Genomic DNA, 17909 nt, shown 5'->3' with positions numbered 1-17909 from the left:
AAACCATCTGTCTCACTAACATTTTATCTGGCAGAGCAGGCAGGCACAGTGAGAAAAGTCGCCGATATGAACAAATTCCGAACTTTTATTTTCTTTTATGTGAACATGGAATACAATCAATTGTCCAGGATTGCTGCCTCCTGTTTTAAATAATCCTCAATCCACGCATAGGCTTCTGCCATTACCGAAAATAAAGGACAGGCCGTTTGTCCGTCCAGGCTTCCTAATTTTGGTTCCCTCCAGGCAGCCACCTTAATGTTGGTCAGTTCATCCAGCAGGTGAAGGTCATTTTCATCCCTGAGCAGGACAGCTTTTGGGAATGCCTCATGTTTATGGCCTTCAATCAGAACAATGTCAGGTGATAGAACAGATAAAAGCTTCAACTGCTCCTGAATGCCCCATTGCTGTTTTTCTGCCTGCAAAAGGACCCGTCCATCCCCTTCGATCAGGGAGGCCAGGGCCCCAGCCTTTACATGCCGTCCAGAATCCTTCTTTTCGGAGAGGTCGGGCTTCCCTCCATGGCCATGGTGTTTGATGGTGGCAACCTGGTATCCTTGTATTGACAGCCTTGCAATCAAGTTCATCATGGCAGTAGTTTTCCCGCTATCCTGGTATCCAACAATCTGGAAGATGACAGGCTTCACCAAGGCCATTCACTGCCTGTCTGCTCCTCGAGCAAAAGGACATCCACGGCTGTTCCGCGCTCAAACCCCCTGGTGCCTCCTGGCAGGATCATTAACGAATTAGCGCCGGCCAGGCTCATGATGATATTCGACTTATCCAGTCCGCTTGGCGAAACAACCAGTTTCCCGTCCTGGATTGTAAGCGAGCTTCTGACAAAACGTGTGAATGGATTGGCCTTAGGGAAATCGGCGTCGAGAATCGCTTTCTCCTTGCGAAGATGAACATTGTTGGAGAAAAGCATATTCCGGATGACAGGCCTTGCAAATAATTCAAATCCTACATAACATGCTGAAGGATTGCCAGATAGTCCGAACAGCAGTTTACCATTTAACTGCGCCACGGTGGTGACGCTGCCCGGCCTCATGGCAACCTTATTGAAAAGAACCTCGGCGCCCAGCTTTTCATATATCTGCGGCAAATAATCAAAATCACCGACCGATACGCCTCCTGTTGTGATAAAGATATCCACTTCGTCAATCGCTTCCCTGACGGCTTCAAAGCAGGTATCAAATTCGTCGGGAAGCTGCCCGAAATATTTGACCTCCGCTCCAGCCCGCTGAATTTGCGCGGAGATCATATAGGAATTGCTGTTGCGGATTTTTCCCGGAACCAGTGGCTCATCTACTTCCAAAAGCTCAGTTCCGGTAGCGTAAAGACCCACCACAGGTTTTTTGGCAACCGGAACCTGTGCATAGCCAAAAGTGGCGAGCATCGCTTGAATGCCAGGATTGATATAAGTTCCTTTTTTCACCAGAACTTCGCCCTGTTTTGCATCTTCTCCCCGATAGGATATATTTTCGCCATGCTTATGCACCTTTTTCACCGACATATAATTCCTTCCTGCCTGCTCGGATTCTTTGGTGAGTTCAAGCATGACGACAGCATCCGAGCCAGCCGGCATCTGGGCGCCTGTCATAATCCGAACCGCCTGGAACGGTCCGAGCTCCTTATCGGAAAGCATGCCGGCTCCGATATGATCAACGACTTCAAACCGCACCGGGTTTGCCTGTGAGGCTTCTTTCGTGTCTTCAGACCGGATTGCGTATCCATCGTATGGCGCCCTGTCAAAATGGGGGACATCGCTCGTTGCCGTCAGGTCCTCCGACAGGAATCTTCCAAAGCTTTCATTGATTGATACCCGTTCTGTTCTTCCCTCTATTTTATACTCCATCACTTTTTTTACAGCTTCACCAATCTGGATAGGCGTTCTTCTCTCCAACATATCTTCAGCTCCTATAACCGGGCAATTAAAATTTTCACCTTTTACATTATAACGGTACATGAAACACCTACAAATGACAAACCGCACATATTTGTTAACTAATCCTATTGCCACCTTGGAAATTGTGAAAATTCCTTGAAGGGACGAAGAATTATTTTCAATCTGTGATTCACATCACCTATTAGTAAGACCATTTCCTTTATGCTTAATTTGTAAACAATAAAGATTGATTCCAAGGAGGAAAAACCATGAAAGTTCCATTTAATGAACATACATTAGTAAGGGATATTGTAAACATCTTTCCTAAATCCAGCGATATCTTCAAGAAAAACCGCATTGATTTCTGCTGCGGAGGCAACATCCCGCTTTTACAGGCAGCCTCTGGACAAAACGTGGACATGGGCGCCCTTATGGAAGAATTGGAAGAGCTTTATGCCAAGAACACCAAGTCAGCCGAAGATATGGAATTTTGGACACAGACTCCTTCCGCCGACCTTGTAGAGCATATCCAGGACCAGTACCACCGTACTCTCGAGGAAGAGCTCAAACTGTTAAGTCCCTATGTTACCAAAGTAGCAAGGGTACATGGAGGAAATCATCCGGAACTCATAAAAATGCATGATTTATTTTACGAACTGAAGCAGGAATTGCTTGAACATACAGCCAAAGAAGAAGCAACCGTATTTCCTGCCCTTCTGAAGCTGGACCTGCCTCAAACAGAAAATCGTGATGCTATTATTGCAGAGGTCCTTGAGCTGGAAAAGGAGCATGACCATGCCGGAGCAATTCTTAAGGAACTAAGGGAAGTAACCACCGATTTCACTCCGCCAATGGATGCATGCGGGACTTACCGATTGGTGTACAAGCGACTTGAAATGCTTGAGGAGCATACCTTCATGCATGTGCATCTTGAGAATAACATCCTCTTCCCCCGCTATCTGGACCCAGTAAGGTCCTAATATGGCCCACTGAAAAACCCCCAAGACGGGGGTTTTTCAGTGGCAGCCATTCGTGATTCCTGTTCTTATTGTAGTTACAGAACCCCCGAGAACAGCCGGGCGAATGACTCTTTCGTTTTTGATATCCAGGAGCGCTTATAATGCTCAATTGCACCAATCTTCTCACTGTCTTCGAGATCCTCCTCATAATGCGCCACAAGATCCCGTATGGAACTGCTGTCATACAAAAAGACATTGACCTCAAAGTTTAAATGGAAGCTGCGCATGTCCATATTAGCTGTGCCAATCGAGGCAAGGTTTCCATCGACGATTAGCACTTTCTGATGAAGGAACCCTTTTTTATACATATAAATCTCGACTCCATTTCTCAACAGCTCGGCAAAATAGGATTGGCTCGCATAATGGGTTAAAAAGCTGTCATTCACTTCAGGCACCAAAATTTTGACATCCAGCCCTTTGCCTGCAGCGGCCTTTAAAGCCGTCCTTATGGCTTCATTCGGGATGAAATAAGGAGTGGCTATCCAAATCGATTGGGTAGCGCTTGTCATCATCGCAAAAAAGAGATTGCCCATGATTCCCTGCTGTGTATCCGGACCGCTTGCCACTACCTGGATCGCTCCATCGATTTCATTGTTGTCAACCGGTGACCTCGACTTGTCGGCAACATGATTTCCAATCACCTGTTCTCCGCTCACATATTCCCAGTCCAGCAGGAAAACCTGATGGAGCGAATAAACGGCTTCACCTGTCAGGAACAGATGAGTGTCACGCCAAAAGCCGAAGTTCTCATTTTCTCCAAGATATTCCACTCCTACATTGAGCCCCCCGACAAACCCAATCTCCCCATCAATTACAATAATTTTCCTGTGATTACGAAAATTGAACTTTTGGTTAAAAAAGCCATACTTTAGCGGCGAAAATGAATGGACCTTAATGCCGGCCTCTTCCATTTTTTTGATATCCCTTGCTGACAGTGCAAGGCTGCCTGCCGCATCAAACATGAACAGCACCTCAACTCCCTCATGCGCCTTTTCAATCAGGATTCCCATCAGTTCTTTTCCAAGCCGGTCAGACCGAAAAATATAGTATTCTATATGAATAAACTTTTTGGCTTCCCTCAGCTTTTTCTTGATTTCTGTAAATGTTTCATGGCCATTTTTAAGCATGGTTGCCCTTGAACCTGTACTGATAGGGGTCAAGGCAGTCTTATTGGCGATTTTGGCAAAACTCTGCTGATTGTCCTGCAGGAAGGAGAGATCCGGGGTAACTTCCTTCCTCATTAGGCGTTCCCATTCCGTTCTTGCCAACCGGCGCTTACGCTTGAACAGATATCCTTTCAAGTAGAGCTGCCCCGAGAACAAATAGAAAAAATACCCGAATATCGGGTAGAAAAGCAGCACATTCATCCATAAAAGTGTATGACTGGGCGAGCGTTCTTCCAGCATAAGGGAGAACATGGTGATAAAGATGATGAAGAAATATACCCCTGCAAGAGCAAAATTCCAGAAAGAGCTTAGATCCTGATAAAAAATGCCATACAGGCACGCAATTAAAACCATTAAAAATAAATATTCAATTCTGCGCTTGATCATCAGACATCCTCAATTCTTTTCGACATCTACCATGTTATTAACATACCCTTAAATGTTTCCATGGAAAACCTGGCTTATCGCTGTTGAAGGGCCGGAACTTAGGCTGCCTTCTTTTCTGCCGAAAAAAAGATAATGGCCAGTTCCTGTCGAGGAACTGGCCATTTAAATACGGCATCACATTGACTTTTTAGCCGCCAATATAGGACATTTCTATCTTTTTCGTTCTCTTGATCTTGACCGTCTCAGCGGTCCTTTCATCCGAGTATCGATCCAGACGAGGGTTCCAAATCGATGTGACTCTCTGCCTGATTTCCTCGTCCGAAGCACCGGCTCTGATAAAATCGCGAATATCATGGCCGTTTCCATTGAAAAGACAGGTGAATATCTGTCCATTCGCTGACAGCCTTGACCTTGTACAGCTTGAACAGAATGATTCCGAAACAGAAGAAATAAAGCCTACATGAACATCCGTACCACTATAGCGGTAACGCTTGGCTACCTCACCAAAATAGGCTGCACCTGTATGTTCAAGCTCAAAATTCTCCTTGAGCAGCTCGTAAATTTCTTTTTTGGTAATCACATCATCCATTTTCCAGCCATTCGTACTGCCAACATCCATAAACTCAATGTAGCGAAGCTCCAGCCCTTCCTGCTTGCAAAACTCGGCCATAGGGAGAATTTCCTGATCGTTCAGGCCCTTTTTCACTACCATATTGATCTTTATTCCGAGGCCAGCTTCCTTTGCAGCCTGGATTCCAGACAGCACAGGTTTTGTCGTGACTCCCCGGCCGTTGATTTGTCCAAAAAGGGCATCGTTCAACGTATCGAGGGAAATGTTCACCCGCTTGAGTCCGGCTTCCTTCAGCTGGAGGGCAAGCTTGGGCAGCATCACCCCGTTTGTGGTCAAAGCAATATCTTCAAGCCCATCAATTGCTGAAAGTTTTTGGATTAATACTGGAAGGTCCTTCCTTAGCAAAGGCTCCCCGCCGGTCAAACGAATTTTCTCGACGCCAAGCTCTACAAAGATCCTGGCAATCCTCTCAATCTCTTCATAGCTTAGCAGTTCACTTTTAGGCAAAAAGGCAAAGTCCGGTCCAAAAATATCTGCGGGCATACAATAGGTGCACCTGAAGTTGCATCTGTCTATAACGGAAATGCGCAAATCACGCAATGGTCTATTTAACTGGTCTTTTATCATTATATTTATCAACTCCATTATGGAAGTTCTCTAATCATTCTATCAGCAGTTGCCATTCAATACTGTTAATATTCTCACATGTAAAAATGAATCCTGCTTATATTACACCATAAATACTACCCTCATAGTGAGAATAAGCGGAAATGTCATCAACTTGTCAAAATACCTGTATGGGCTATTGCCACAGTGTCGTTCTTTTGTCAGAAGGCCGATGGAATACCTGTATAAGACGTTTTTTACAGAAATGTGAACAATCATTCCAAGAAAGGTGACAATATTTCAACAAGTGCTTTTAGATCCGTTTTTACTACTATTACGGTGTTATTATTAGTGCAAAGAAAAGAACGAAAAATCGGTTAAAGGGTGATGAGCATGCCTCAACTGAATAAACCTACACATTCCATTGAAATAAAGGAACTTCTGCTTTTTGCCGACCGGAAAATCCTGGCACCGAAAGGGACCTACTTGTTCCAGGAAGGAATGGAAGCAGAAGAGCTTTACCTGATTGTTTCCGGGAAAGTCCAAATCAGCAAGGTAACAAAAGACGGCCGCGAGCTGGCATTAAGGATATGCGGAAAAAATGATATCTGCGGGGAATTAACGTTATTCACGGAGTCTCCTAAATACTTGCTGAGCGCGCTGATTCTTGAAGATAGTGAGATTTTTGCCATCAAGAAGGAAGTGATAGAAAGGGAAATCTTTCAAAATCCTTCCCTTGCTTTCGAATTCATGAAGTGGATGAGTGACCATTTTCGCAAAACGCAAACCAAGTTTCGCGATCTTGTTCTAAATGGCAAAAAAGGCGCCCTGTTTTCCACATTGATCCGGATGACGAACAGTTATGGAGTGGAGAGGCAGGATGGGATTCTGATTGATTTGCCGCTGACCAACCAGGAACTCGCCAATTTCTGCGGCACTTCGAGAGAAAGTACGAACCGCATCCTGAACGACCTGAAACGGGAAGGGATTCTATCCATAAAAAAAGGGAATATCATCGTCCATGACCTTGATTACCTGAAGACGGAAATAGGATGTGAGAACTGTCCTGCTGTCTTCTGCAGTATAGAATAAGAAAAGCGCAAGCGCCTTGTTCAGCCCCGACCAGCATAAGCCGCTCCAGAATAGAAGGCGTTCTTTGCCTTCAATTCTGGAGCGGCTTATGACTTGAGGGGCTAGGCGCTGGAGCTGGACAGTTATCTAAGTGTAGAAACGTTCACTATTTTATAAAAAAGAAGAAAACGGGGCCAGCAGGTTCCGTCTCTTTATGCAAGGCTCTATTATTATTCATTGTTGATTTTCTGAAAGGTATGAGAATTATTAAGGGGAGAACTTCCGGTTATTGTACGCAAAGGCACCTTAAGAAGCAGAAATAAGAGAAGAAATTCCCCTTATCTTCTCAAAACAAGGCAAACTCCATTGTTTTCGATACCTATAACCGGAAAAACTCCTCTTATTTTAAAGGAAATTTAGGGATTTCCCCAAATAACCGGACTTTCTCCCTTTATTTTTCAATTAGAGTGAAATCAACATTCAGCTATAATAGAGCATTGTGCCAAAAAGGAAGGAACCCCGACTGCCCGATTCCTTCCTCCTTCATTAAAGTTTCTTTTCCTTCTGTTTTCTCATGGCCTCCGGAATGTAGACACAGTAAGGCTCGCTCTCCAGATAATCTCCTGTCACCGCATATGCCCTTGAGCGTGAGCCGCCGCAAACATACCGGAATTCGCACTGGCCGCACTTTCCTTTAAACCCATCCGGATTCCGGAGTGCCTTGAATATTGGGGATTCACGGTAAATCTCGGCCAGAGGCTGTTCCCGTACATTCCCCGCCTTTACAGGAAGAAGGCCGCTAGGGTAAACGTCCCCAATATGGGATATAAATACAAAACCATTGCCATCGTTTACCCCTTTTGGCGCCCTTCCCAAGCCGTCAATCGATCCTGTCAACCCTTGTTGGGTGAGCGCGTCGAGATACTGGATATCTTCGACCTGCTCCTTGGCTTCACGCATTTTATTCTGGATGACAACACGGCGGTAATGCTGTCCAGCAGTGGTTTTGATGTCAAATTTCACTCTCTTGCTCAGCTGGTACAGCCAGCTGAACACTTTTTCATGCTCAGCAGGAGTAATCATGTCCTTCTCCTGGCCCCTGCCGGTTGGAACGAGAAAGAACACGCTCCAAAGTACGCAATCCAGCTCCTCGATCAGCTTGGCCATTTCCTCCAGGCAATCATAATTATATCGGGAGATAACCGTGTTGATCTGAATTGGAATTTCTAGCTCGTGCAAATATTTAATCCGTTCCATGGTCAAGTCGAATGACCCTTCCGTTCCGCGGAAATGATCGTGAATCCCGGCTGTTGGCCCGTCAAGGCTGAAGGCCCAGCGCGATAGTCCAACCTCCTTTGCCTTCTCGATTGCTTCCTTCGTTACGTTCGGAGTCGCGCTCGGGGTCATCGACACCCTTACACCTTTATTGATGGCATAGGCAGCAATCTCAAAAACATCTTCCCGCATCAGCGGATCCCCGCCTGTAAATACCAGCATCGGATTATTCATTTCATATATCTGGTTGATCAGTGTTTTTCCTTCTTCGAAGCTTAACTCCCTTGGATCGCGTCTATATTGGGCTTCGGCGCGGCAATGCAGGCACTTTAACTGGCAGGCCCGTGTCAGCTCCCAAATCACAATGAACGGGTCCTTATTAAAATCTCTTTTAAACATCCTTCATGCGCCTCCTGGATAATGACCTTGTGTTTTCAGTATAGGTGAATTTACACCTTGCTTAAGTGAGATACCTCACAAAATCGCTGGGATGTTTGGCAGTTTTGTGACTTTCCAAAAAATGAAAGGATTAAAAAATCCAGGCCAAAGCCTGGATTTTCATTCTATCTTAGTTTGATTTCCGCATTGTTTCTGCGATAGTAGAACCAGTTGATTACCAGCGATACCAGATAGAAAGCAATGAAGAAATAAATCGCATTAATCGGGGAGCCTAAAGCACCTGTGGACCACCCAAATAATTTCGGGATCAGGAAGGATCCGTATGCTGCAAACGCTGCAGTGAATCCAAGTACCGGTGCCGCTTCCTTAGCCGGGAAGATGAATGGAATCATCTGGAATGTTGAAGCTGACCCCATGCCTGCCGCAATGAACAGAACCAGGAAGGAAAGCAGGAATCCTGCAAAGTTCACCTGGTGGGTGAAGTAAATGACAGCCAACGCTCCTAAAGACATGACGACAAGTGTAATGGAAGTGACAAGTGCACCGCCGTATTTATCGGAAATCCAACCGCCAACAGGACGGGAAGCCGCAGCAAGGAAAGCACCAAGGAATGCAAGCCCGATGTATTGCGGGAACAGGGATTTCAACAGCAGCGGGAAGGCCGCCGAATATCCAATGAAAGAACCGAATGTTGCTACATAAAGGACGGTCATGATCCATGTATGCTTGCGTTTCACAATAACCAATTGTTCGGCAACCGACTGCTTGGCTCCTGGGATGTTATCCATTCCGAACCAGGCAAGGACGGTCATGATCACAATAGGGATTACCCAGACAAAGGCTGCGTTTTGAAGCCAAACCTGTGAACCGTCTGGAAGCACCTGTCCACCGGATCCTCCGCCGATAAAAGCGAATGTGCCAGTTGTTATAACCAGAGGCGTTACGAATTGGACAACCGAGACTCCCATGTTGCCAAGACCGCCGTTGATTCCAAGAGCGGCTCCCTTTTCCTTTTTCGGATAAAAGAGTGAAATATTCGGTGTTGAGGAGCAGAAGTTTCCTCCGCCCAAGCCACATAGAGCGGCAAGCAGCATCAATACCCAATAAGGTGTTTCGGGATTCTGGACAGCAAAGCCAATCCCCAGAGCAGGAAGGATCAAAATCCCTGTGGAGAACACGGTCCAGTTCCGGCCGCCGAATACCCCAAGAGCAAAAGTATAGACAAACCGGAGAGTAGCCCCAACCAGGCCTGGAAGGGCAGCCAGTGTGAATAATTGTGACGGAGTCAGGCTGAAACCAATATCGTTTAGCCTGATAGCTACAACAGACCAAATTTGCCAGATAATAAAAGCAAGCATAAGTGCTGGTACAGAAATCATTAGGTTGCGGCGGGCATGCTTCTTCCCCTCTGCTTCCCAAAATACCGGATTTTCCGGTTCCCAAGTTGTTATTCTTGGCATTGTGTATTCCCCCTGTTAATATAGGTTTTAAGTGCTATTTGTTTAACTGAGGTAATAGTAACATAGGGAATTTGACTATAGAGTAAACCTCTGGTACAATACACAATTTCGTAACAATCTCCGTCAAAATTTATTCACAATTCTTGGGCCCATTTGGCTTCAACGGTAAAACAATTCATATCAACAGAAAAACGCCTGGAGGCATCTCCAGGCGTTTTTCTTATCCGCGGGAATTAGGATTAATCCCTGACTCCCAGTGCGATTTTCGCATAACGTGACATCATATCTTTTGACCACGGAGGATTGAAAACGATGTTCACTTCCGTATCCTTCACTTCAGGAAGATCGGACAAGGCGTGCTTAACCTGGTCAACAATCGTTCCCGCCAGCGGACACCCCATTGAGGTCAGTGTCATTGTGACCGTCGCTTTTCCTTCATCATCGAGCTCAACATCATAGACAAGGCCAAGGTTGACGATATCCACTCCCAGTTCCGGGTCAACGACCATTTCCAATGCACCCATGATGCTGTCTTTTAAATCCTGATCCACATCGATCACTCCTTTATTTCTTTTACAATCTCTATGTTAACATACCCTCTCTCCTTTCTTTAACATGTCCTGAATGATTTTTTCACAATTAATATGTAAAATGGTTATATAGGCAACATGAATATATTGTTTAGGTTTTGGCCAACTGAGGGGAATATCAAGAGTATGTCCAATCTTTGGCATTCATTTTGGTAAATTCTATATACTAATAAAAATCTGGTCCTAAAGGAGTTCTCTATGTCTGAAAAACATTTAATCGCCCTTGATTTGGATGGCACGCTGTTAAAAGATGATAAAACAATTTCGGAGAATAACAAGAAAGTCATTCAGAAAGCCAGGGAGCAAGGCCATATTGTCATGATTGCAACTGGCAGGCCTTTCCGCTCCAGCGAAATGTATTACCATGAGCTGGAGCTCGATACTCCGATTGTCAACTTCAACGGGGCTTTCATCCACCATCCGCTTGACCAAAGCTGGGGAGTGCACCATTCACCGCTGTCCATTAATGTTGCAAAGGATATAGTCGAGGCTTTGGAATCCTTTAAATTTCATAACATCATCGCCGAAGTGATTGACGATGTCTATTTTCATTACCATGATGAAAAACTGATTGACCTCTTTGGGTTTGGCGATCCAAGCATCACCACGGGTGACCTGCGCAAATTCCTGAAAAAATCGCCGACCAGCATGCTGATCCATACGGAGGAGGAACAATTGAGCTCCATTCGTGCCCACCTATCGGACGTCCATGCCGAAGTGATCGACCATCGCAGCTGGGCAGCTCCATGGCACGTAATTGAAATCGTTAAATACGGACTGAATAAAGCCGTCGGGCTTAAGAAGGCTTCCGACTATTTTAATATCCCGGCTGAACGAATCATAGCATTCGGAGACGAAGACAATGACCTTGATATGCTTGAATATGCCGGTCGCGGCATCGCAATGGGGAACGGAATTGATGCAGTGAAGAACATTGCCAATGAAGTGACCCTGTCCAATGAAGAGGATGGCATCGGTGTGTACCTGAACGACCTTTTGAATCTAAGGGCACTTTAAAAAAACGTATTTGCATTTATCGCCAATAGTTTCCCCCGAAATTTTGAGCATACTAAAATTGAAACAGGCAGATCAGCATCCTGTTTCATATCATGCTCGGATACTTGAATGGAGGGGTAAGAATGGGAAAATCGAATAAGTCCAAGCGTTTTGTAAAGCAAGGAACTGACAGTGTCTTCAGACATGACGCTCGAATCCCGTACCATACCACTTATGCTGAAGCTGAAGCAAGAAAAATGGCAAACGGACACCAGCAGGAGGGGATATAGGATGGGCAATCGCCTCTTTCAGGAAGCCAGGGAAGCCGTGAAAATCGCCCAGGAGGCTGGGACTGGACAGCAGGCTGCCATTTCCCGCGCCGAAAATGCCCTTTCTTCGGCTTTCGCCAATTCTAGTCTTGCAGAAAAGCAGCAGCTGCACCAATATCAAGACGAGCTTGATTCCATAAAGAACCATCAGTAAGCCCAGAAAGGCTGACACCTCGGTGTCAGCCTTTTTGAGTTCAAAACCTCTCGAGAATGACCGGATAGCCATGGATGATGCTTCCTTCCTGGCTCCGTTCGTAAAGATGCAGGATAAGTGTTCCACTCTCGGGGAGTTCCTCCGCTGGTATTTTAATCTCTAGCGAAAATGCTTGCCAATCTCCCCCTCCTTCTACTTCCACCTTTGTTTCTCCAATTTGTTCATGATGTCCATCCTCCACAGTATAGAAAAAATGGCCAGCTCCCGGTCGTATGCTTCCTGCCACCTTATATACGCCTTTCTTTCCGCTGGCTGTTATCTGCCGGAAAATAAGGTTCTCGTTGGGGACAAACATCTCCTTTTCGTCCACCAAAGGTTTAAGCTGTTTAGAATTGGCCTTATTAGCCTTTAGCTCTGCCATAACCTTATATTCCCCTTCAGGTATCCTTCCGGTTTCCCCCTGATAATCCCATGTTTCCTTCCAGGAAATCGTCTCCCCGGGGGCGAGTCTCACTTTCTGCAGAGCTTGGGCAAAGGTTTTTCCTGATGAATAGCGGTATAGCTCCTTCCCGCTTCTGTCTTTCACCTGAATCTCATACAGCTGGGCGCTTGGAAATTCCAGTTCCCGGTGCGTACTGCCCCCATTTCTGAGGACTAGTTCAAATGTGACCTTTTCCGGTCCTGCAATCGGTTCAACAAAAAAATGAAGATCAGGGCCATTGTCCGCAGACTCTGCTCCCATGGTCCATAATGGACTGGAGACAAGCACTAAAAAAACAAGAAAAAAACTGAACTTCTTCATTGTGCACCTCACTGGGCTTATTCTTTTCTAAAAAATCCATAGATCCCGGATGTTTCTATGATATTCGTAAAAGCCTGGGGATCGACCTCTTTTATTGTCCGTTCAAGATCATAAAGCTCATAGCGAGTAATAACGATCAGCAAGATGTTCTTATCATCATTCGTATATCCGCCTTTAGCCGGGATCGACGTAATCCCCCGCACCAGTTTGCTGTGGATGGCCTTTTTCAGCTCGGCGGCCTTTTTCGTTATAATCATTGCCGTTAGCTTTTCATGCCTTGTATGGATGGCATCAATCACTCTTGTTGAAGCGTACAGCTGGACAAGAGTGTACAAGGCTTTTTCCCAGCCATATAAAAAGCCGGCCGTAACAATTATCAGACTGTTCAATGTGAAAAAATAATTACCTACAGGACGATCATTGCTTCTCGAAAGGACCATGGCCACAATATCCATCCCACCCGTGGACGCTCCCCACTTTAATGTAATACCAACCCCTATTGCCGCAATCACGCCTCCAAATACGGCATTCAGCATAATGTCTTCTGATACATGTCTGATAGGGATGGCCTCTAGAAAAAATGACATAAGAACCACGGATAAGAAACTATAGACAGTGAACGATCTCCCTACCTTTTTCCAGGCTAAAATGGTAACAGGTACATTTAATATAAAAAGCAATATCCCCGTTGATAGCTGGAAAGGAGCGAATTCACCCAGGATGCTTGATATCAGCTGTGCGACACCAGTAAAGCCACTTGCATAGACATTGGCCGGGATTAAAAAGAAGTTCATGGCTATCGCATTTAATATCGCACCAATAAGGACTATAAAAAATTTCTTTGTATGTAGCCAGACCATCTTAGACCTCCTTAGCTAGTTTTGCTTGTTTTTCCCCATTTACCCTGTTTTCAGTACTTCCAATTGTGTTTTTCCCGGTTAGAGGCTAAACTAAAATCATATAGAGCGAGAAAGAGGGTGATTTTTTATGGGAGTGAAAATTCTGGCAGACAGTGCAAGCGATTTGCCCCTCGAGTTTTTTGAACAAAACGATGTTACATTATTCCCGCTAAAGGTCCATATTGATGGTAAAGAGTATGAGGACCTAAGAACCATCCAGCCTCAGGAAGTATACGATAAAATCCGTTCCGGGAATCTCCCGAAGACGTCACAGGCCTCCCCTGCCGGCTTTAAAGAGGCATTTACGGAGATGGCCGTCAACAAGGAGCAAGGGATATACATAGCGTTTTCCTCACAGCTGTCCGGTACCTACCAAACCGCTGTCATGATTTCCGAACAGGTAAAGGAAGAATACCCGGATTTCGATTTATCCATTATCGATACAAAATGTGCCTCACTTGGATGCGGTCTCGTTGTCATGGAAGCCGTAAAGGCGGCCCAGGCTGGAAAATCGAAAGAAGAGATTGTCAACGATGCAGTCTTCATGGCCCAGCATATGGAACATTTATTTTCTGTCGATGATTTGGACCATCTCGCAAAGGGAGGGCGTGTCTCCAGGGCCTCTGCTTTTCTGGGCGGACTTCTGAATATCAAGCCATTGCTCAATGTGGAAGATGGGAAGCTTGTTCCTCTAGAAAAGATACGCGGCAGAAAAAAACTGCTTCGGAGGATCATTGAACTGGTGCATGAGCGTGGAACATCCCTGGATTCCCAAATGGTTGCGATAAGCCATGCGGATGATGAGACAACAGCATTGGAAATGAAGGAACTGATAGCCAAGGAGTTTGGCACACCCGAAATTTTCATAAGCCCGATTGGTGCGGCTATTGGCTCCCATACCGGCCCCGGGACCATTTCGATTTTCTTTTTAAATGAACTTCCATAACTACCAACAGCCTGCCCTATTTGCGGCAGGCTGTCTTTGTATACTGTTGGTCAAGTTTAGGCAATCTAACCTGTAGAATAACTTATAAAGGAGAGAAGCCGTTATGCCTCATACTTCTGACAATGACAAAAAAGCGCAGGACAACAATGCTTTCCGCCACGAAAAAAACATGCTGGCTGAGAAGAACCGAAAAGCCGGGAAGAATCAGTATTCCAAGAAAACCGATCATTTATAAAAAATAAGAGCGGCCATCTGGCCGCTCTTATTTTTTATCTTCTTTTTTATAAGTCCAGCCTTCCTCCTGGTACACTTTTCCCTCTTTCATCAACCTGCCCAGCGCCCGCTTAAAGGAGGATTTGCTTAAACCGAAACGCTCGCTAATATCCTCTGCCATGCTTTTGTCGCTGTATGGCATGGCTCCATTTCGGGATTCGAGGTATTCCATGATGACCACCGCATCCTCATCAAGGGCTTCCTGCTTTCTTGGCAGAAGGGAAATATTGACCGTTCCGTCTTCCTTGACATCAATGATCCGGCCTTCCACTTTCTCCCCAAGCCTTGGCTCTGTTTTTCGCTGCGACTCATGGATGAATCCTTTATAGCCTTCAGCGGTAATCATCCAGCTGCCTACTCGCGCCGTGCGGTAAATATGACCGTGGACATTTTTATTGAAATCCTTTCTAGTTGCATGATTGGAAATTTCCTGGATTACCTGGTCACTCGCCAATCGGGCATAAATTAAATAATTCCTGTTTACCCTCAGCGTGATATAAAGCAAATCCCCCTTCTTGGGCCAAACTGATTCCAAGACCGGCAAGTCATCCTTACCTAGCAATATATCCTTGCTGATCCCGATATCCAGGAACACCCCTGTACCAGATACTGATTCCACGACCGGAACCCAGCCGTACGTTCCAGCTGTGACAGCAGGATTGGACGTGGTTGCTGCCAGCCTTCCCTTTGAATCAACATAAAGAAACACGATGACCTTCTCTTCCTCCTGGAGCTCCCTGTCTGTTTCATTATTGTGAAGCAGCACATCTTCTTCCCCGTCTGTGAGAAAATAGCCGAAATCGGAAATGCGAGCTACTGTTAGTTCTACTGTCTGACCTATATATTCATTTAGAGACATTACAATCCTCCTTATTATTGATAACACCCTTACCGAAAAGTTGTTTGAACTGCTATATTTTACTATAATGAAGCCATAAAGGGAAACCTCCGCGTGACTGCGGCGGGGGTTTGAGTGACAGGCTTCGTTGCGCCTGCAGATTAAGATTCAATAGAAATCGTTTTTGGAGGTAGGATATGTCTAAAGAGAGTTCATTTGATATTGTATCCAAAGTAGAGTTTTCCGAAGTAACAAACGCAATTAACATCGCCATGAAAGAAATCAGCACCCGCTATGATTTTAAGGGAAGCAAGAGCGATATCAGCCTGGACAAGGAAGAGCTGGTCCTCGTTTCAGACGATGAATACAAGCTTGAACAATTAAAGGATGTCCTCCTAGGCAAACTCATCAAGCGAGGGGTGCCTGTCAAGAACCTGGATTACGGAAAGATTGAAGGTGCGTCAGGCGGAACCGTCCGCCAGCGTGCCAAGCTCGTTTCCGGAATTGACAAGGATAACGCAAAAAAAATTACCGCTCTTATTAAAAATAGCGGCTTAAAGGTGAAAAGCCAAATACAGGACGATCAAGTGCGGGTAACCGCCAAAAGCAGGGACGATCTTCAAAAAATCATCGCTGCCGTCAAGGAAGCCGACCTGACCGTAGATGTCCAATTCGTCAATTACCGCTGATGCTTCAGGCACAGTCCAGCATAGGACTGTGCTTCTTTGCATTAAATTTCCACGTTTTAACTCCTCTAAAAATTGGAATTTAATATAAGGATAAGCCTATAAAGAGGAGTGAAGGAAATGACGAACGAACAAAAGAAGGGATTTCCGGCACAGCATCAGGACCACCAGCCAGGCACAGAAGAGGAAATGCGTCCTGAACCGATTTCCGTGGATAGCAACTATAAGGGTTCAGGCAAACTTAAAAACAAGGTGGCCCTTATTACCGGAGGCGACAGCGGCATCGGCAAGTCAGTCGCGATTTATTATGCTAAAGAAGGTGCGGATGTGGCCATTGTCTATCTTGAGGAAAGTGAAGATGCACGCCAGACAAAGCAGCTCGTTGAAGCGGAGGGCCAAAGATGCCTGCTGATATCCGGAGATGTCGGAAGGGAAAGCTTCTGCAAAGAAACAGTCGACAGGACCATTGAGGAATTCGGGAAGATTGACATCCTGGTCAACAATGCGGCTGAGCAGCATCCGCAGGAAAGCTTGCTGGATATTTCCGCAGAACAGATGGAAAAGACCTTCCGTACAAATATCTTTTCAATTTTCTACCTGACAAAGGCTGTTCTCCCGCACCTTAAAGAAGGAAGCACCATTATTAATACTTCATCGATTACAGCGTATAAAGGAAATGAACAGCTGATTGATTATTCTGCAACAAAAGGAGCAATTGTTTCATTTACCCGCTCGCTGGCTATGTCCCTTGCCCAGCAGGGAATCAGGGTAAACAGCGTCGCGCCCGGCCCAATCTGGACACCGTTGATTCCTTCCACTTTCGACGCCGAGAAGGTATCCAAATTTGGCACCAATTCGCCAATGGGAAGGGCCGGACAGCCTTACGAGCTGGCACCAGCCTACGTTTATCTGGCCAGTGACGATTCAACCTATGTCAGCGGACAAACGATCCATATAAACGGCGGAACGATTGTGAACGGGTAGATATTATAAAAAGATTGGCTAAATCTCAGGATTTGGCGATCTTTTTTTGTTTAGGGGCCGGGTCGTTTGTTAACGTGTATTCTATTGTCCGGGTTGCCTGCTCTATTGTCCGGAATCACATTTCTATTTGCACTTTCCCGCCTGCTATTTGCCGATTTTCCTTTTCTATTTGCCTACGCACTTTCTATTATCCGATTTCCCTATTCTATTGTCCGGGTTACCTGCTCTATTGTCCGGAATCACATTTCTATTTGCACTTTACCGCTTTTTATTTGCCGATTTTCCTTTTCTATTTGCCAACGCACTTGCTATTGTCCGGTTTGCCGGTTCTATTGTCCGGAACCACACTTCTATTTGCACTTTCCCGCTTTCAATTTGCCGATTTGCCTTTTCTATTTGCCTACGCACTTTCTATTATCCGATTTCCCTATTCTATTGTCCGGGTTACCTGCTCTATTGTCCGGAATCACATTTCTATTTGCACTTTCCCGCCTGCTATTTGCCGATTTTCCTTTTCTATTTGCCTACGCACTTTCTATTATCCGATTTCCCTATTCTATTGTCCGGGTTACC

Annotated in this window: 18 protein-coding genes; 8 read left to right on the top strand and 10 right to left on the bottom strand. The window is 45.5% G+C overall.

The annotated features are described in order from the left end of the window. Nucleotides 1-116: 116 nt before the first annotated feature. Nucleotides 117-653: a molybdopterin-guanine dinucleotide biosynthesis protein B gene (gene mobB / locus WQ57_RS16265; RefSeq protein WP_046524824.1), complete on the bottom strand. Its 537-nt coding sequence runs from the start codon at nt 651-653 to the stop codon at nt 117-119. Continuing rightward, nucleotides 641-1906 (bottom strand): molybdopterin molybdotransferase MoeA, encoded by a 1266-nt coding sequence (locus WQ57_RS16260; protein WP_046524823.1) that lies wholly within the window; start codon nt 1904-1906, stop codon nt 641-643. The genes mobB and WQ57_RS16260 overlap by 13 nt, the downstream gene beginning before the upstream one ends. 248 nt (nt 1907-2154) lie before the next feature. Here WQ57_RS16260 and ric point away from each other — a divergent pair, with 248 nt between their 5' ends. Next, complete coding sequence (gene ric / locus WQ57_RS16255; RefSeq protein WP_046524822.1) at nt 2155-2865, top strand: iron-sulfur cluster repair di-iron protein; 711 nt, start codon at nt 2155-2157, stop codon at nt 2863-2865. A gap of 74 nt (nt 2866-2939) precedes the next feature. Here the strand turns inward: ric and cls are convergent, their stop codons facing one another. Continuing rightward, complete coding sequence (gene cls / locus WQ57_RS16250) at nt 2940-4457, bottom strand: cardiolipin synthase (protein ID WP_046524821.1); 1518 nt, start codon at nt 4455-4457, stop codon at nt 2940-2942. A 187-nt stretch (nt 4458-4644) separates the two neighbouring features. Then, entirely contained in the window at nt 4645-5655 is a 1011-nt protein-coding gene (gene moaA / locus WQ57_RS16245; RefSeq protein ID WP_046524820.1) for a GTP 3',8-cyclase MoaA, read from the bottom strand. A gap of 372 nt (nt 5656-6027) precedes the next feature. Here moaA and WQ57_RS16240 point away from each other — a divergent pair, with 372 nt between their 5' ends. After that, nucleotides 6028-6726, top strand: coding sequence for a Crp/Fnr family transcriptional regulator (locus WQ57_RS16240; protein WP_420912401.1), 699 nt, complete (start codon nt 6028-6030; stop codon nt 6724-6726). Between the two features lie 525 nt (nt 6727-7251). Here the strand turns inward: WQ57_RS16240 and WQ57_RS16235 are convergent. From WQ57_RS16235 to WQ57_RS16225, 3 genes are all read right to left on the bottom strand, one after another. Further along, nucleotides 7252-8379, bottom strand: coding sequence for a TIGR04053 family radical SAM/SPASM domain-containing protein (locus tag WQ57_RS16235; RefSeq protein ID WP_046524818.1), 1128 nt, complete (start codon nt 8377-8379; stop codon nt 7252-7254). Between the two features lie 164 nt (nt 8380-8543). Continuing rightward, entirely contained in the window at nt 8544-9839 is a 1296-nt protein-coding gene (locus tag WQ57_RS16230) for an MFS transporter (RefSeq protein ID WP_046524817.1), read from the bottom strand. A 239-nt stretch (nt 9840-10078) separates the two neighbouring features. Continuing rightward, complete coding sequence (locus tag WQ57_RS16225; RefSeq protein ID WP_046524816.1) at nt 10079-10390, bottom strand: metal-sulfur cluster assembly factor; 312 nt, start codon at nt 10388-10390, stop codon at nt 10079-10081. Nucleotides 10391-10627: 237 nt separating this feature from the next. Between WQ57_RS16225 and WQ57_RS16220 the strand changes: the two genes are divergently transcribed. Beyond that, nucleotides 10628-11446 (top strand): Cof-type HAD-IIB family hydrolase, encoded by an 819-nt coding sequence (locus tag WQ57_RS16220; protein WP_046524815.1) that lies wholly within the window; start codon nt 10628-10630, stop codon nt 11444-11446. A 270-nt stretch (nt 11447-11716) separates the two neighbouring features. Beyond that, nucleotides 11717-11908, top strand: coding sequence for a DUF3813 domain-containing protein (locus WQ57_RS16215; RefSeq protein WP_046524814.1), 192 nt, complete (start codon nt 11717-11719; stop codon nt 11906-11908). Between the two features lie 40 nt (nt 11909-11948). Here the strand turns inward: WQ57_RS16215 and WQ57_RS16210 are convergent, their stop codons facing one another. Then, a complete protein-coding gene (locus tag WQ57_RS16210; protein ID WP_052948786.1) occupies nt 11949-12710 on the bottom strand; it encodes a BsuPI-related putative proteinase inhibitor in 762 nt (253 codons plus the stop codon). Between the two features lie 17 nt (nt 12711-12727). Beyond that, nucleotides 12728-13570 carry a YitT family protein gene (locus tag WQ57_RS16205; protein WP_046524813.1) on the bottom strand — a complete coding sequence of 281 codons (843 nt, stop codon included), beginning with the start codon at nt 13568-13570 and terminating at the stop codon, nt 12728-12730. 127 nt (nt 13571-13697) lie between these two features. Between WQ57_RS16205 and WQ57_RS16200 the strand changes: the two genes are divergently transcribed. Further along, nucleotides 13698-14555, top strand: coding sequence for a DegV family protein (locus WQ57_RS16200; RefSeq protein ID WP_046524812.1), 858 nt, complete (start codon nt 13698-13700; stop codon nt 14553-14555). Between the two features lie 103 nt (nt 14556-14658). Then, nucleotides 14659-14790 (top strand): DUF3941 domain-containing protein, encoded by a 132-nt coding sequence (locus tag WQ57_RS26275; protein WP_082252814.1) that lies wholly within the window; start codon nt 14659-14661, stop codon nt 14788-14790. Between the two features lie 27 nt (nt 14791-14817). Here the strand turns inward: WQ57_RS26275 and WQ57_RS16195 are convergent, their stop codons facing one another. Then, on the bottom strand, nt 14818-15687 hold the full coding sequence (locus WQ57_RS16195; protein WP_046524811.1) for a CvfB family protein: 870 nt from the start codon (nt 15685-15687) through the stop codon (nt 14818-14820). A gap of 176 nt (nt 15688-15863) precedes the next feature. On the opposite strand from WQ57_RS16195, the gene WQ57_RS16190 reads away from it, so the two are divergent. Further along, complete coding sequence (locus WQ57_RS16190) at nt 15864-16355, top strand: YajQ family cyclic di-GMP-binding protein (protein ID WP_046524810.1); 492 nt, start codon at nt 15864-15866, stop codon at nt 16353-16355. A gap of 117 nt (nt 16356-16472) precedes the next feature. Beyond that, nucleotides 16473-17336: an SDR family oxidoreductase gene (locus WQ57_RS16185; RefSeq protein ID WP_046524809.1), complete on the top strand. Its 864-nt coding sequence runs from the start codon at nt 16473-16475 to the stop codon at nt 17334-17336. The last annotated feature ends 573 nt before the right edge of the window (nt 17337-17909 follow it).

Origin of the sequence: Mesobacillus campisalis, assembly GCF_000986785.1 — a bacterium.
Classification (GTDB): Bacteria; Bacillota; Bacilli; order Bacillales; family Cytobacillaceae; genus Mesobacillus_B; species Mesobacillus_B campisalis.
This window is presented reverse-complemented; position numbering and strand designations above follow the sequence as displayed.

Bases quoted from the DNA above. Each gene is read 5' to 3' on its own strand.
- mobB (WP_046524824.1), bottom strand. From the start codon at position 653: ATGGCCTTGGTGAAGCCTGTCATCTTCCAGATTGTTGGATACCAGGAT.
- WQ57_RS16260 (WP_046524823.1), bottom strand. From the start codon at position 1,906: ATGTTGGAGAGAAGAACGCCTATCCAGATTGGTGAAGCTGTAAAAAAA.
- ric (WP_046524822.1), top strand. From the start codon at position 2,155: ATGAAAGTTCCATTTAATGAACATACATTAGTAAGGGATATTGTAAAC.
- cls (WP_046524821.1), bottom strand. From the start codon at position 4,457: ATGATCAAGCGCAGAATTGAATATTTATTTTTAATGGTTTTAATTGCG.
- moaA (WP_046524820.1), bottom strand. From the start codon at position 5,655: ATGATAAAAGACCAGTTAAATAGACCATTGCGTGATTTGCGCATTTCC.
- WQ57_RS16240 (WP_420912401.1), top strand. From the start codon at position 6,028: ATGCCTCAACTGAATAAACCTACACATTCCATTGAAATAAAGGAACTT.
- WQ57_RS16235 (WP_046524818.1), bottom strand. From the start codon at position 8,379: ATGTTTAAAAGAGATTTTAATAAGGACCCGTTCATTGTGATTTGGGAG.
- WQ57_RS16230 (WP_046524817.1), bottom strand. From the start codon at position 9,839: ATGCCAAGAATAACAACTTGGGAACCGGAAAATCCGGTATTTTGGGAA.
- WQ57_RS16220 (WP_046524815.1), top strand. From the start codon at position 10,628: ATGTCTGAAAAACATTTAATCGCCCTTGATTTGGATGGCACGCTGTTA.
- WQ57_RS16215 (WP_046524814.1), top strand. From the start codon at position 11,717: ATGGGCAATCGCCTCTTTCAGGAAGCCAGGGAAGCCGTGAAAATCGCC.
- WQ57_RS16210 (WP_052948786.1), bottom strand. From the start codon at position 12,710: ATGAAGAAGTTCAGTTTTTTTCTTGTTTTTTTAGTGCTTGTCTCCAGT.
- WQ57_RS16205 (WP_046524813.1), bottom strand. From the start codon at position 13,570: ATGGTCTGGCTACATACAAAGAAATTTTTTATAGTCCTTATTGGTGCG.
- WQ57_RS16200 (WP_046524812.1), top strand. From the start codon at position 13,698: ATGGGAGTGAAAATTCTGGCAGACAGTGCAAGCGATTTGCCCCTCGAG.
- WQ57_RS26275 (WP_082252814.1), top strand. From the start codon at position 14,659: ATGCCTCATACTTCTGACAATGACAAAAAAGCGCAGGACAACAATGCT.
- WQ57_RS16195 (WP_046524811.1), bottom strand. From the start codon at position 15,687: ATGTCTCTAAATGAATATATAGGTCAGACAGTAGAACTAACAGTAGCT.
- WQ57_RS16190 (WP_046524810.1), top strand. From the start codon at position 15,864: ATGTCTAAAGAGAGTTCATTTGATATTGTATCCAAAGTAGAGTTTTCC.
- WQ57_RS16185 (WP_046524809.1), top strand. From the start codon at position 16,473: ATGACGAACGAACAAAAGAAGGGATTTCCGGCACAGCATCAGGACCAC.